At 54.2% G+C, this 14557-nt stretch carries 13 protein-coding genes; 10 read left to right on the top strand and 3 right to left on the bottom strand.

The annotated features are described in order from the left end of the window. Positions 1-13: 13 nt before the first annotated feature. Positions 14-724, bottom strand: coding sequence for a TetR/AcrR family transcriptional regulator (locus N512_RS0109530; RefSeq protein WP_081737122.1), 711 nt, complete (start codon positions 722-724; stop codon positions 14-16). Positions 725-955: 231 nt separating this feature from the next. On the opposite strand from N512_RS0109530, the gene N512_RS0109525 reads away from it, so the two are divergent. The 5 genes from N512_RS0109525 (at position 956) to N512_RS0109505 (ending at position 6165) form a co-directional block, all read left to right on the top strand. Further along, on the top strand, positions 956-1696 hold the full coding sequence (locus tag N512_RS0109525; protein ID WP_028780174.1) for a hypothetical protein: 741 nt from the start codon (positions 956-958) through the stop codon (positions 1694-1696). Between the two features lie 15 nt (positions 1697-1711). After that, positions 1712-3472: an aryl-sulfate sulfotransferase gene (locus N512_RS0109520; RefSeq protein ID WP_025010036.1), complete on the top strand. Its 1761-nt coding sequence runs from the start codon at positions 1712-1714 to the stop codon at positions 3470-3472. A 48-nt stretch (positions 3473-3520) separates the two neighbouring features. Beyond that, positions 3521-4135 carry a thiol:disulfide interchange protein DsbA/DsbL gene (locus N512_RS0109515; RefSeq protein WP_231473558.1) on the top strand — a complete coding sequence of 205 codons (615 nt, stop codon included), beginning with the start codon at positions 3521-3523 and terminating at the stop codon, positions 4133-4135. Positions 4136-4144: 9 nt separating this feature from the next. Then, complete coding sequence (locus N512_RS0109510) at positions 4145-4759, top strand: disulfide bond formation protein B (protein WP_025010038.1); 615 nt, start codon at positions 4145-4147, stop codon at positions 4757-4759. A 128-nt stretch (positions 4760-4887) separates the two neighbouring features. Next, positions 4888-6165, top strand: a complete 1278-nt coding sequence (locus N512_RS0109505) for an O-acetylhomoserine aminocarboxypropyltransferase/cysteine synthase family protein (protein ID WP_028780172.1) — start codon at positions 4888-4890, stop codon at positions 6163-6165. Positions 6166-6203: 38 nt separating this feature from the next. On the opposite strand, the gene N512_RS22690 is transcribed toward N512_RS0109505, so the two are convergent. Beyond that, positions 6204-6665 carry a DUF1090 domain-containing protein gene (locus tag N512_RS22690; protein WP_051472736.1) on the bottom strand — a complete coding sequence of 154 codons (462 nt, stop codon included), beginning with the start codon at positions 6663-6665 and terminating at the stop codon, positions 6204-6206. A 102-nt stretch (positions 6666-6767) separates the two neighbouring features. Next, positions 6768-9911 (bottom strand): DUF2339 domain-containing protein, encoded by a 3144-nt coding sequence (locus N512_RS0109495; RefSeq protein ID WP_028780171.1) that lies wholly within the window; start codon positions 9909-9911, stop codon positions 6768-6770. 254 nt (positions 9912-10165) lie between these two features. Here N512_RS0109495 and mpl point away from each other — a divergent pair, with 254 nt between their 5' ends. From mpl to N512_RS0109470, 5 genes are all read left to right on the top strand, one after another. Continuing rightward, entirely contained in the window at positions 10166-11548 is a 1383-nt protein-coding gene (gene mpl / locus N512_RS0109490) for a UDP-N-acetylmuramate:L-alanyl-gamma-D-glutamyl-meso-diaminopimelate ligase (protein ID WP_028780170.1), read from the top strand. Then, positions 11545-12186 carry a flavin prenyltransferase UbiX gene (locus N512_RS0109485; protein WP_028780169.1) on the top strand — a complete coding sequence of 214 codons (642 nt, stop codon included), beginning with the start codon at positions 11545-11547 and terminating at the stop codon, positions 12184-12186. Before mpl ends, N512_RS0109485 begins: the two co-directional genes overlap by 4 nt. Positions 12187-12193: 7 nt before the next feature. Further along, on the top strand, positions 12194-12724 hold the full coding sequence (hpt, locus tag N512_RS0109480) for a hypoxanthine phosphoribosyltransferase (protein ID WP_025010043.1): 531 nt from the start codon (positions 12194-12196) through the stop codon (positions 12722-12724). 126 nt (positions 12725-12850) lie between these two features. Beyond that, positions 12851-13789, top strand: coding sequence for an ABC transporter ATP-binding protein (locus tag N512_RS0109475; protein WP_028780168.1), 939 nt, complete (start codon positions 12851-12853; stop codon positions 13787-13789). Beyond that, entirely contained in the window at positions 13786-14556 is a 771-nt protein-coding gene (locus N512_RS0109470) for an ABC transporter permease (protein WP_025010045.1), read from the top strand. Before N512_RS0109475 ends, N512_RS0109470 begins: the two co-directional genes overlap by 4 nt. Position 14557: the final 1 nt, after the last annotated feature.

Raw genomic sequence — 14557 nt, 5'->3', positions numbered from 1 at the left:
GGGGGGAATGAGTTCAGCCGTTTGTCTGTTGCTGACGCTGAACTCTGTGCCCGGGTAATTCGCGGCGTAGTTGTTGCGCTCTGGCAAGAGTTTTGGGATTAAGCCTTTTGCCAGGACACAACTCTTTAAGCAACTGAGTGAGCAGCCGGGCGTTATCAAACCTGACATCCTGACTGTACTCCTTGCCGGCATAGGTGTTCCCCACCAACTCCCTGCCTCTCAGATAGGTACACAACAGATGGCAAAACTGTTGGATCTGCACCTCGTTGGCCTGTATTTCCTGCTGCTCTTTGGCCTGGGACAGCAGCTGAATTGGAGTCTCCCAATACTCCATTGCCAGTCGATTCAGGTTACGCAGATAAGTGGCACTGGCCTTGTTGAAGATCAACCTGTTACAGGAGATGGTGGAGATAGAACTGCGCAGGCTGTAAGTCTCGGTAAATTGGATCTCATTGAGAATATAGGCGATAAATTTCTCCAGCCCTGAGTAACCCTCCAGATTGAGCCACCAACGAAGCCCAAGTACTTGATCAAAGGCGCGGCAGGTGAGTGCTACCAGAATATCTTCCTTGGTCTTAAAGATGCTGTAGAACAGGGTCGTGGATATGCCAAGCCCCTTGGTGATATCTGATACTTTCAGTGACAATATTCCTTCTTTGGCAATAACAGACTCTGCCAAATCCAAAATAGCTTCCCGTATACGGTTATGCTCGGGTTTATTCATAATTAAATACTCAAGCAAGATTTATCTCATTATAAATAGTTGCGATAGTCTTGTTGCGCTCCGTTTAGCTCTTTGTGATCTCGCTCATCAAAAAATAAAATTTTATTTTTTGATGATCATTATTAAAGCTTTTAACAAAAAGATAAAAGCTCTATTTTCCTGTGATTCAGTTCACCTATTCATTTCTGCTTCTGTAAATAATTAACTTGAGTCGGGAAGGAAGGATTGAATATGAACAATAAATTGTTATGCCCATTAATTATCTCTGTCTGTCTTGGTGGCAACTGTCAGGCGGCTATGTTGGCGGTCGAAGCCGGGATGATGGATTGGCAATCCAAGGCATCTGATTATTTTGGCGAGGCCAAAGACAATAATCCTTTTATCACTCTGAAAGGTGCCGTTGCCAACGACTATGGTGATATTTATGGCCATGTAAAGTGGGAAGATCCGGACGATGGGGCTTACTACGGTACAGAGATCAATGTGATCGGTCAGATTAACTTAGGGGAAACAGATTGGAACCTCTACGGCCAAGTGTTTGACAAGAGTAAACCCAGTTGGGGCGAAACCAACACCATGTTGGGACTGAGCTGGGACAAAAGTTATGGCGACACCTATCTGCAGGTTGCTCTGGCCGGACATTTTGTCGATGCCACTTATAAAAGTTTTGATGCCAATTATGAAGGTGGTTTTAACGGTGGCTATTTTTATTTCTTGGCAAGCCATAAGCTAAATCTATTTAAGCAAGACTTTAAATTAACCTGGTGGCAAGAGCACTTTTTTAATCGCGAAGATGATTATTTAGTTTTATCTGGTGATGGAAAGGATTTTGGTTTTAATGGAGCTTTATCTGTTAATTGGTCTTTTACTAAAAATCTGAGTTTTATCCTGAGTTATCGGTATGCGGAAAATAACTTAGGAAAACAAGGATATCACGACGCTATTTTTTATTCCCTGCAATATCAACTCTAATTGGAAGGTAACAAGATGAAAATGAAGAGACTGTGTTATTTGATGTTGGCGGCATCCAGTCTGACATTGACGGGTTTCTCAACCCAGGTGATTGCCGGTGGCGATCTGCCAGGTACCAGTTCCAGCGCCGTACCTCAGGGGCAGTTGGGTTATGTCTATGTGGATCCATATAAGTTCAGCCCTTTGGTGGCGGTGATAGATCTCGGTGGCAAGTCCATCAGTGATGTCAAGGTCAAAGTAAAAGGCAAGGGAAAGAAAGGGATTGATATTCAGTACCCTGTGGGACTGACTCAACTCAACACCCACAGCGGTATTCCGGTATTTGGCCTCTATCCCGATTATTTGAACCGGGTTGAGGTCAGCTACAAACTGGCCGGTAAGCCAGTGACCGAGGAATACAAGATCCGCACCAGCGCATTGCCTCACCTGCATATCGATGGCAATGCCCGCACCCAGTACGAGTATGAGCCGGTCAAAGTCGCCAAAGGCTTTGAAGACAGATTCTATCTGGTTGATGGGCAGGTGATCCCGCCCAATATCCGTGACCACTGGGACTGGATCCCGACCCAGAACATCATAGATACCAACGGCGATGTGCGTTGGCATCTGAACAGCGATGTCATCTATGACCGTCCGGGCGGCTCCATGTCTTTCAAGCAGACCCGTGATGGCAAGCTGATCTTTGGCCAGGGGCTGATGTTTGAGTTGCATCAAGGGTTCCAGGTGCCTTACTACGCCAAGTATGACTTTATCGGCAAGCCTATCTTCAAACGCGAACTCCCGCGGGGGTTCAATGGTTTCTCCCATGAGATCACCGAAATGCCCAATGGCCACCTGCTGCTGAGGGTGGGAAAGCGTGATTATGTCACGCCGGATGGCCTCAAGGTCGATACAGTGCGCGACCATGTGATTGAAGTGGATCAGAACGGTGATGTCGTTAAGGTCTGGGACTTCAACAAGATACTCGACCCTATGCGTGACACTGTGCTCAAGTCATTGGATATGGGTGCTGTCTGTCTGAACGTGGATGTCTCCAAGGCCGGTGAAACCAAGACCGCCGAAGAGCTGGCCAGCGAACCCTACGGCGATGTTGCCGGGGTCGGAACCGGCCGCAACTGGCTGCATATCAACTCCATAGGTTATGACCCGGCCGATGACAGCATCATCGTCAGCTCGCGCCACCAGTCTGCGGTGATCAAGGTTGGCCGTGATAACAAGGTCAAGTGGATCCTGGGCACTCCCGAAGGCTGGAAAGGAGAACTGGCCTCCAAGGTGCTGAAACCCGTTGATACCAAAGGTCGGGCACTCAAGTGTGACGCCAAGGGCTGCGAAGGCAACTTTGACTGGACCTGGACTCAGCACACCGCCTGGCCGGTACCGGACAGGGGCACAGTCACAGTGTTTGACAACGGTGATGGCCGCGGTTTGGAACAACCCGCGCTGCCGACCATGAAGTATTCCCGTGGCGTCGAGTACAAGGTCGACATGGGCAAGATGACAGTGCAGCAGACCTGGGAGTACGGCAAAGAGCGGGGGTACGAGTGGTATAGCCCAATCACTTCCATCACAGAGTGGCAAGCGGATCACAAGACTATGTTCATGGCCTCGGCTTCGGCCGGGCTGCTGGAAGGGGATAAGGCTCCCGAGCATTGGATCACCGAGGTGGATCCCAAGACCAATGAGGTCAAGGTCGAAATCAAGGTGAAGACCCTGATGAAACATGAGCCTGGCTATCGCTCTACCGTGGTTCACCCTGAAAGCATGTTCAATCGTTAATTGTGTTTGTGGCGGCAGCCGGGCTGCCGCCCATTTGGAGTCCGTATCATGATGAAGAAAAGTCTGTTGGCACTGGGTGCCCTGTTATTGTCCTGCTCTGTTTCCGCTGCCAAATATAACGAAGGCGAGCATTATCAACTGCTGGGGGCCGCCAGCTTTGATGCACCCAACCAAGTGGTGAAGGTGTATTCGGTCAACTGCCCCTTCTGCTACAAGTACGACAAGTCAGTGATCCCCGGCATGGTGAAAAACCTGCCCAAGGGGGTGACCTTCGATGATTATCACATCACCACCAAGCCGCCCCTTGGCAAGGAAAAGGCTTGGGTGTTGGCCTATGCTCAAACCCAATCCGAACAGGCTTTCAAGGCCGCCAAGATGGCACTGTACAAGAAGTATCACGATGACAAGGCCCGCTTTGCTTCCGCCGATGAAGCCATCGACTTTGGCCTCCAAGCAGCCGGCCTGGATCGCGCCGGTTTTGAAGCGGCCAAGAATAGCCCTGAGGTGCAACAACTCTTGAGCAAATGGGACAGAGGTGTGGAAGTCGCCAAGATCCAGGGGATCCCGGCACTGGTGGTCAATGGCAAGTACTTGATTAACACCAAGTCTATTCGCAGCATGCAGATGCTCGATGAACTGGTGGCCGAACTGGCTGCCAAGTAGGAGGGACGGATGAATAAATTGAGTTCGCTTTTTCGGGAATTTACCCAGGCGCCTGTCCCGACTTTGGCCCGCTGGCAACAGGGGCGAATACTCTGGAGCATAATGCTGGGCGCGGCGGTATTTTTGCTGGCTTCCGCCATGGGCTACTTTCAGGTGTTTCTGGAGATGGATCCCTGTGAGCTGTGCGTCTACATACGCTTCAGCCAATGCTGCATAGTGCTGGCCGGTGCCATCATATTGATCAATCCGAAGAACCACGTGCTCAAGGCCTTGGGTGTTGCCCTGGCACTCTACGGCGTGATTCAGGGAATGGCCTGGTCGATTCAACTGATGAATATCCACGACGCCGCGCACCTGGTAGTGGATGAGTCGATGGACTTCTTCGCCGAGGCAGGTTCGGCGGCAGGCTCTGCCTGCTCCACCGAGCCGCACTTCCCTCTGGGCTTGCCGCTGGATAAGTGGCTGCCATTTGAGTTCGCTCCTACCGGCGGCTGTGGTGAAGATGACTGGTCACTGTTTGGCATGAATATGGCTCACTATTGCATCATTGCCTATTCAGTGTTTGCCATCGGCCTGGGCGGCGCGATAGTGGGTTGGTTGGCGAGCTTCAAGGCCAAGCCATAACAGGCAGCTAATCGCGCCTGGCAAGAACCACCCTCAGGGGTGGTTTCTTTTTATTTGGACATCCAGATGTCTATCTGTTAGTTTGATTGCTCATTCAGTCAGCATTATCTGTCATCAAGGAGCGCGAGATGAAACTGGAATCCCTGGCGTTGCACCATGGTTATGAATCGGAAGCCACCACCAAGTCGGCGGCGGTGCCCATCTATCAGACGACGTCCTATACTTTCGACGATACTCAACACGGCGCCGATCTGTTTGACCTCAAGGTGCCCGGCAATATTTACAGTCGCATCATGAACCCCACCAACGCCGTGCTCGAAGCCAGAATGGCGGCCATCGAAGGCGGCATTGGCGCGCTGGCGCTGGCTTCTGGAATGGCGGCCATCACTTATGCGCTGCAGGCGCTGACGGAAGTGGGCGACAACATAGTCAGCAGCAGCCAGCTCTACGGCGGCACCTATAACCTGTTCGCCCATACTCTGCCGCGCCAGGGGGTTGAGGTGCGCATGGCGTCGTTCGATGACTTCGATACCCTGGAGTCGCTTATTGATGAACGTACCAAGGCGGTATTTTGTGAATCCATAGGCAACCCCGCCGGCAATATTGTCGATATCGCGCGTCTGGCAGAAATTGCCCACAAACATGGTGTGCCCTTGGTGGTGGATAACACTGTGGCGACCCCTGTGCTGTGCCGCCCCTTCGAACATGGCGCCGATATCGTCGTCCACTCGCTCACCAAGTATGTCGGTGGCCACGGCACCACAGTGGGCGGGGTGATCATCGATTCGGGCAAGTTTGACTGGGTCGCCAATAAACACAGATTTGCGGTGCTCAATCAGCCGGACCCCTCCTACCATGGGGTGGTGTATACCGAAGCCTTCGGCGCGGCGGCTTATATCGGCCGTTGCCGGGTGGTGCCTCTGCGTAATACCGGCGCGGCTCTATCACCACACAGCGCCTTTTTACTGCTGCAGGGGCTGGAGACCTTGAGCCTGAGGATGGAGCGCCACTGCAGTAATGCCGAGGCGCTGGCAAGTTACCTGCAGTCCCACCCGCTGGTTAACTGGGTCAATTATGGCGCCCTGGCAGACAGCCCTTATAAGGCCAATTGCGACAAAATCACCTCGGGTAAGGCGTCCGGCATTATCAGCTTTGGTATCAAGGGGGGCAAAGAGGCCGGCGGGCGCTTTATCGATGCGCTGCAGATGATCTTGCGTCTGGTGAATATAGGCGATGCCAAGTCACTGGCCTGTCACCCTGCCACCACGACCCACAGGCAGCTCAACGCCGAGGAGTTGGCTCGCGCCGGGGTGAGTGAAGATCTGCTCCGGATCTCTGTGGGAATTGAGCATATAGACGACATCATCAGCGATGTGGCCCAGGCGCTGGAAGCCTCCCAGGCTTGATGACATCATCAAAAAGCCCCGTCAAGCGGGGCTAATACTTATCTGGCGTCCAGCTCGGACTTCAATGCACGTATTTCAGCCTCTTTGGCGCTGATCTTGGCGGCTGTTTTAGCCTCTTCCTCGGCCAGTTCTCGCTGATATTTGGCGACCTTATCGACTTTGCCCTTGCGCTCGGCCTCGGCGATATCGGCCTTCAGTTCGGCGCGCTCTTCGGCCAGCTCTTCACGTAACTCGCGAATATCATCCTGCTTGTCACGGATCTTGTTTGCCAATTCATCGCGTGAATCTTGCTGTTTTTTGATTTCACCGGCCTCAGTGCAGTGGGCACGGACTTCGGCCAGCGCCGTTTCCAGCCTCCGTACTCTGTGGCTGTTGTTATGCTCTTTGGCATAAGAGATCTGCTTTTCGATTTCGGCTTCTTTTTTGGCGCAATGACCACCGGCCAGGGCGGGGAGCGAAAACAGAGCCAGGGAAAATAGGGCTATGTGGGTCAGTTTCATAAATCACCAAGGATGGAGTAAGAGGCCGCCATTCTAGCAAAACCTTCAATCTATAGCTGTCAGACCTATCCCAAAGGCGCCCGCAGGCGCCTTTGAGTTGGTTTATTGTGACAGCCGGGCTCTGGACTTCTGGTAGAAGTAAGCCACCCCGAGCAGCAAGGCACCAATCAGCATGAAGACGATGATCTTTTGCAGCAGATCGGCGGCGGCCATATCCAGCAGCAATACCTTGAGGCAACTGATGGCAAACAGACCTGCGGCCAGTTTGAGCATAATCTGACAGCCGGGACGCAGGCTGAGGAACATCAGCCAGCAGCCGTGGGACACCATGAGCACTGTGCTTAAGGTGGCATCGAATCCGGTTGGCATCTGGTAGGCCAGTGGCAGATAGGCCAGCAGCAACAGGGCATGCCAGGCGATAAACACCATATTGGTCGGCAACTGCTGACGATAGCGTCTCATGGCCAATGGCCGTTTACGGATAAACAGCGCCAGCAAGGCCAGGTTGCAAGCTTGTGCCAGCGCCATCAGCCAAGGTTCAGAGGGCCGGGTCAGGACATCGAGCTGCAAATATTGCAGGCTGTCGAGCCAGGTAATCCAGGGCAGCAGCAAGGCGATAAAGAAGCTGGCAAAGGCAAAGGGGTAACCCGGGCGCAGGGCCTTGAGCGGTTTGCGGCTGAGCAGGATAAAGAAGTAGCCGCTTAGCACCACACTGCTAAGTGCCAACGTGTGGCTGAACAATACCTCCAGGCTGTGGCTGACCACCGCCAGCAGCAGGGCGCCATAGAAGGGTGACAACTGCCAGCCGAGTCGGCAGGGGCCTTGCCAGAGCCTTGGCAAGGATGGATAGCGCCACAGCAACAGACCGGAATAGATACTGCCCAGCAGCAGTGCGATAAGCCCAGGCCATTGTCCTGTAAGGCAGGCTAAAGCGGTTTGGGCTATAGCCAGCACCAGCAGTACATCCGCTTCGCGTTTCAGTATCGGCTGCCTGAACTTGCGGGCCAATACTAAGCTGACAAAGCAGGATAACCACAAGACCGGGGCCAGCCAATCTTCAAAGCGAAGGGCGATTTTGGGCAGCCACAGCAGTGGCAAGAGCACCAGGCAGGCCAGGCGAGCGTACCAGGCCAAACGCCTAAGTTCGCCCTTGGGATGGAAGCGCCGGTATGCATACCAGGCCAGTAACAGACAGAGGAACAGCTCTACCCTGGCGATTTGCGCATACAGCGGCTGAGCGCGGAAACTCAGGCTATGCACATCCACGGCGGCGAAGATGACCTGAGCCGCCAGCGGTAACAACAAGGCCCAGGCCAAGGCCTCGCTGACCCTGAGTTGTTGCCTGCGTGCGAGTAGCAGCAAGGTCAGACTCAATCCGGGAATTATCACCAGGAAGTAGCTTTCACTTATCAGCCAGGCGCTAACCAGGGCTAAAGACACCAGCAGCACGTTGGCAAGCTCGCGTCCCAGCTGCAGCAGTTGTTGCTCCCAGCGGCTGAGCTCGGGCTGTTTGCCCAGCAGTTGGTTAAAGCCAAACAGCGTAAGCGTGCTTAGCCCCCAAGCCAGCAGCGGCAGTGACAAGAGCGCCGGCGCTTCATTGATCATATCGCCAAGGGCCAACAGGTTGATGACCAGTCCAAGAGCCAGCAGGGTGATGGCCTCGATTCGCAGCGAGGCTTGCTGCTCACGGCAACCTAGCCACATCAACAGCAAGGCTTCGAGCAGTAACACCAGCCCCAGCAGCTCACCACTGAGCAGGCTGAGCGCGGCAAAACCGAGACAGGCACCGGTCGCCAGCCACAATAGCGTCTGCAACTGTTTGTCTTGTTTAAGCCAGAGCGACAGGCCGATAAGCACGGCGGCGTTGGCCAGCAGCAGCTCGCCGGCATGGGGGCTGAACTGACTCAGGCTATAGACCAAAAAGGCCAGCAAGGCCGCCGGCAGAGCCAGCAGTCTGTGGCTGAGGCCTTCCCGGCCAAACAGCCAAAGGCTGCCAAGGCCATAACCATAGAAGAGGCCATGCAGGGAGATGAGCGCCAGAACTCCCATTATCCCTTGCCCTTGCAGCGGCAGCTCGACAAAGAAACTCAGGCTCTCGATACAGGCGATGTGCAGTATGGCTGTCGTTTCCAGCAGCACAGGCCAACGTATCTTGTGACTCAAGAGTAAAGAGCAGCCACCAATCAGCAGCAGGAAGGGTAGATACATCAAAGGCGCCTGACTGCCGGAAAGCAGCATCAGTGGTGCCAGGGAGCCACCCAGCAAGGCGACTATGCTGATGACTCTGGCTTCCAGTTTCAGCGCCAGACTGTAACCGGCCACAGTGATAAGTAACAGCAGCAGATAGCTGACGCCATCCGGTACCAGCTCGAAGTAGGGACCGACAAAATAGGCACACAGATAGTTGATAATCAGCCCAAGGCCCACCAGACCCGAGCCGAAATCGGCCATCGCTCGTTGCCGTTTGCGGATAAAGGCCCCCAAGGCCAGAATGCCATTGGCGCAGACAAAGCCGGTCAAGGCCTTTCCTGTGTCCGACAGCCAGTGGTTCATGGAATACTGCAGCAGATAACCAAAGCCCAGGGTCATGGCGATGATCCCGGCCAGGGTCATCATAAATACCGGGCCCTGACCTTTGGCTTGATAGTACTGATAAAAATCTTTGGCTTGTGCGAAGAGTCCCAGCAGCGGGCTCAGCATAGCGGCAAAAAAAGCGGCCACAGCCTGATCAAATTTACGCCCCCAGTTGGGAGTCTGCTGCTCTCGACCCTCTTGTGTTTGGGGCAATGCTCTTTGGGCGGCGGAGGATTTCGAATCTGTGGGTCTCGAAGCGGAAGATTTCGAAGCGAAGGGTTTCGCTGCGGAGGATTCAGAAGCGGTTTGCGCTTTGGCTGCAACTGGCGTTGCAGCCATCTCTGCCCTTGCCGGCTTGGTGTGCTCGATAGGTTTTATATCGGCCTTACGCTGCCAGGCGTCCTGGCGCTGGGTCTGTGACTCCGAGGATAAGTCGGCTACTGGCTCGGCCTGAGGCTCATTGGGGCCAGGCATCGCTGACGGCTCGGCAACCTTGGGCGCCAAAGGCTTAGCTTGCTCTTCGGCAAGCTGATTGACGGCCGCAAACAGCGCCTCGATTCTTTGTTCTATCGCGTCGAGGCGGATATCTGTCCTGATTTCCAGGTTAGTCTCTTTGAGTTTGAGATCTTCAAGCTCGCGCCTGAGATGTTGGAGTTCTTCCGTTAACTGCATGCTGCTTTCCTGATGCTAATCGCATTTGCGTAGGCTGCGGGCATTTTAAACGCGCGGCTCTGTCCTGACCAGCGATCGGCTCAGGTTTTGGGAAATTTCCGCTACCCATTTATCGTATTTGTCATGGGAAGATGAGAGAAAACTGAACAGCAGGCAGAGGCCTCTCGCGTCTTGCCGGTGGCATAGGTACAATGAGCGGCATGCAAACTCGCCCAACGTGGGGTGAGCGGACTCACTGCAGAAGGATGGCCTTAATGCACGTACATATTCTGGGGATCTGTGGCACTTTTATGGGGGGCTTGGCGCTGCTGGCTCGCGCCATGGGACATAAGGTCACCGGCTCCGATGCCAATGTTTACCCACCCATGAGTACCCAGCTTGAGCAGCAGGGGATAGACCTTATTCAGGGGTTTGACCCGTCACAGCTGGATCCCGAGCCGGATCTCGTGGTGATAGGCAATGCCATGAGCCGCGGCAACCCCTGTGTGGAAGCCGTACTCAACCGCGGCCTGAAATACACCTCGGGTCCGCAGTTTCTGCATGACCATATATTGCCCGAACGTTGGGTATTGGCCGTTTCCGGTACCCATGGCAAAACCTCTACCGCCAGCATGTTGGCCTGGATCCTCGAAGCCTGCGGCTATCAACCTGGCTTTTTGATTGGTGGGGTGCCGCAGAATTTCGGCATTTCGGCCAGGTTGGGCGAGTCGCCCTTCTTTGTGGTCGAGGCCGACGAATATGACAGCGCTTTCTTTGACAAGCGCTCCAAGTTTGTGCATTACCAGCCAAGAACCTTGGTGATCAACAACCTGGAGTTCGACCATGCCGACATCTTCGACGATCTCAAGGCGATACAGAAGCAGTTTCACCATCTGCTCAGAATCGTGCCGGGGGATGGCCGGGTGATCTGGCCGCAAGACAGCCAGGCGGTTGCCGGCGTGATAGCCAAGGGCTGCTGGAGTGAGCAGGAAACCTTGAGCCATGAAGCCGGCCAGGTGGACTGGAGCGCCAGGATGTTGGCAGACGATGGTCACGAATTTGAGCTATTTTTCCGCGGTAAATCCCAGGGCGTTTTGAGCTGGGGTCTGATTGGGCGTCACAACATAGACAACGCCACTATGGCGATAGCCGCGGCGCGTCATGTTGGGGTCTTACCGGTAGATGCGCTCAAGGCGCTGGCAGACTTTACCCCGCCCAAGCGCCGTCTCGAGTTGCTGGGCAGCGTAGATGAGGTCAGCGTTTATGACGACTTTGCCCATCACCCAACGGCAATCGCCACTACTCTTCAGGGGATGCGCGCCAAGGTGGGCCAGGGCAAAATCACTGTCGTGCTCGAGCCCCGCTCCAACACCATGAAGCAAGGGGTGCATAAAGACACACTGGCCAACTCTATGGCCCTGGCCGATGAGGCCGTGTTGTATCAGGCGGATAATATCGATTGGGATATTGCCGCGGCCATGCAGGCGGCGCCGCTGCCGGTGCAGGTTTTGCACGACATAGATGAGATAGTGGCCAAGGTCAGTGGTGAAGCCAAGCCCGGCGATACCGTGCTGATCATGAGCAATGGCGGCTTTGGCGGTCTGCATCAAAAGTTGCTCCAGGCCCTTAAAGCCAGAAGTGGCGAGGTCAAAGCGTGAAATATCAGCAGATTAAGAGTATCAGCCTCGCCTGGACCGGCGCCTCCGGGGCGCCCTATGGGCTGAGGCTGCTGGAGTGCTTGCTCAAGGCCGAGTTTCGGGTTTTTCTGATGGTGTCCAGCGCCGCTCGGGTGGTGCTGGCAACGGAATATGGGCTCAAACTCAGCAGCGCGCCGGACAAAGCCACCGAGCAGCTCAGAAAACTGTTTCCCGAAGGCGGTGAGCTGAGGGTGCTCGGCAAGGATGAGTGGTTCTCTCCACCGGCGTCCGGCTCGGCGGCGCCAAAGCAGATGGTGATCTGTCCCTGCTCAACCGGCACCCTGGCCGCGGTGGCCACCGGCATGAGTAACAGCCTGCTGGAGCGGGCTGCCGATGTAGTGCTCAAGGAGCGCGGTCAGTTGTTGTTGGTGCCCAGAGAGACACCTTTCAACGCCATTCATCTCGAACATATGTTGAAACTCAGCCAACTGGGCGCCATCATAATGCCGGCCGCCCCCGGCTTTTATCATCATCCCAAATCCATTGAAGATCTGATAGACTTCATGGTCGCCCGGATCCTGGATCATCTGGGTGTCGAACATGCATTAACGGATCGCTGGGGTTATGACAAACCCAAAGACAGTGAGATCGACAATTGAGAGTGATATGAAACACACCACCGAAGTGATGATCTCGGCAGAAGAGATCAACCAGAAACTGGATGAATTAGCCGAGCGCATCAATGCGCATTATGCCAATGCCGACAAGTTGCTGATGGTCGGCCTGCTCAAGGGCTCAGTGGTCTTTATGGCCGATCTCTGCCGTCGGATTAAGGGCCATGTAGAGATCGACTTTATGTCTGTTTCCAGCTATGGCAATGCCATGACCAGCTCCAGAGACGTGAAGATACTCAAAGATGTTCAGTCGGAAATCGCCGATCGTGATGTGTTGATCGTCGAAGATCTGATTGACTCGGGCAACACGCTCAACAAGGTACGCGAAATGCTGCTGCTGCGTGAGCCAAAGAGCCTGACTCTCTGTACTCTGCTGGACAAGCCGGACCGCCGCGAAGTCGACGTACCGGTAGACTTTGTCGGTTTTACTATTCCTGATGAATTCGTGGTCGGTTATGGTATCGACTACGCCGAGCAGTACCGCAACCTGCCTTATATCGCCAAGGTGATCCCGCAGGAGTAAGCAAGCTGTGATTTCGGCTTTGTTTGTATAGTAAGACGGACTCCCGCCACGGCGGGAGTCTTGCTTTTTGCGTCCCGGGCCGCTGCCGATACCTCAGGTATTGGAGGCTCTTTAGGAGAAACATCTATGACGACCAAAGCTCTGGCGTTGGAGCTGGACAATCTTAAGAAGACCTATAAGGGCGGTGTCGAAGCCGTCAAAGGCATTAGCCTGAATGTGGCTCAGGGCGACTTTTTTGCCTTGCTCGGCCCCAACGGTGCCGGTAAGTCCACCACTATCGGTATCATAAGCTCGCTGGTGCACAAGAGTGGCGGCAGTGTGCGGGTCTTTGGCCATGATCTGGATAAAGAACTGGAGCAGGCCAAATTGTGTATCGGCCTGGTGCCGCAGGAATTCAACTTCAACCAGTTCGAGACAGTGCTGCAAATCGTGGTTAACCAGGCCGGTTATTACGGTGTGCCCAGAGCCGAAGCCCACAAGCGGGCCGAGAAATACCTCAGGCAACTGGATCTCTGGGACAAGCGCAACAGCCAATCCCGGCAGCTTTCCGGCGGCATGAAGCGGCGTTTGATGATAGCCAGGGCCTTGATGCACGAGCCCAAACTTTTGATCCTCGATGAGCCCACCGCCGGGGTGGATATAGAACTGCGGCGCTCCATGTGGGAGTTTCTCAAAAAAATCAACGCTGAAGGCGTCACCATTATACTGACAACCCACTATCTGGAAGAAGCGGAAATGCTCTGCCGCAACATAGGCATTATCGATAAGGGCGTGCTGGTGGAGTGCACCAGTATGAAATCCCTGCTGTCGAAACTGGATATGGAAACCTTTGTGTTGGATATCAAGCAGTCGCTTGTTGAGGTACCCAAGCTTGGCGATATCACAGTCAGGCTCACAGATCCGGCGACCCTGGAAGTGGACTTGGTGAAGTCCCACAGCCTGAACGCCGTCTTCGGTTTACTGAGCGAGCAGGGGGTTGAGGTACTATCCATGCGTAACAAGGCCAATCGATTGGAGGAGTTGTTTGTGAAACTGGTTGAAAATGCCCAAGGAGGCAAGGCATGAGAGGTCTGTATCTGGTTGCCTTCAAGAGTATTTTAATCAAGGAAATTACCCGTTTTACCCGCATTTGGGTACAGACGCTGGTACCTCCGGCGATCACCATGACACTGTATTTCCTGATCTTCGGTAATCTGGTGGGCAGTCGCATCGGTGAGATGGGCGGGGTGTCCTATATGGAGTTTATTGCCCCGGGCCTTATCATGATGTCGGTGATCACCAACTCCTATTCCAATGTGGCATCTTCCTTTTTCAGCGCCAAGTTCCAACGTAACCTGGAAGAGTTGATAGTGGCGCCTGTGCCCCACTATGTGATGATAGCCGGCTATGTCGGTGGCGGTGTCGCCCGTGGATTGCTGGTGGGCCTGATAGTGACCCTGGTGGCCATGTTCTTTGTCGATCTCAGTGTGCAGCACTTGGGATTGGTGATAGTCACAGTGTTTCTGACCTCAGTGCTGTTTGCCCTTGGCGGCCTTATCAATGCTGTGTTTGCCAAGAGCTTCGACGATATCAGCATCATCCCCACCTTTGTGTTGACGCCGCTGACCTATCTTGGCGGGGTGTTTTACTCGCTGTCGCTGCTGCCTGACTTTTGGCGTGGCGTATCGGCGCTGAACCCTGTGGTGTATATGATCAACGTGTTCCGCTATGGTTTCCTGGGATTTGCCGATATGAGCGTGCCGCTGTCCATTGGCGTGATGCTGGGGTTTTGTGCGGGTCTCTGGTTGCTGGCCTATTACCTGATCTCCCGTGGGATAGGGCTGCGCAGCTGAT

Source organism: Shewanella sp. 38A_GOM-205m (genome assembly GCF_000518445.1).
Taxonomy (GTDB): Bacteria; Pseudomonadota; Gammaproteobacteria; order Enterobacterales; family Shewanellaceae; genus Shewanella; species Shewanella algae.
The sequence above is the reverse complement of the archived record's forward strand: the minus strand, read 5'-3'. Positions and strand labels throughout refer to the sequence as shown.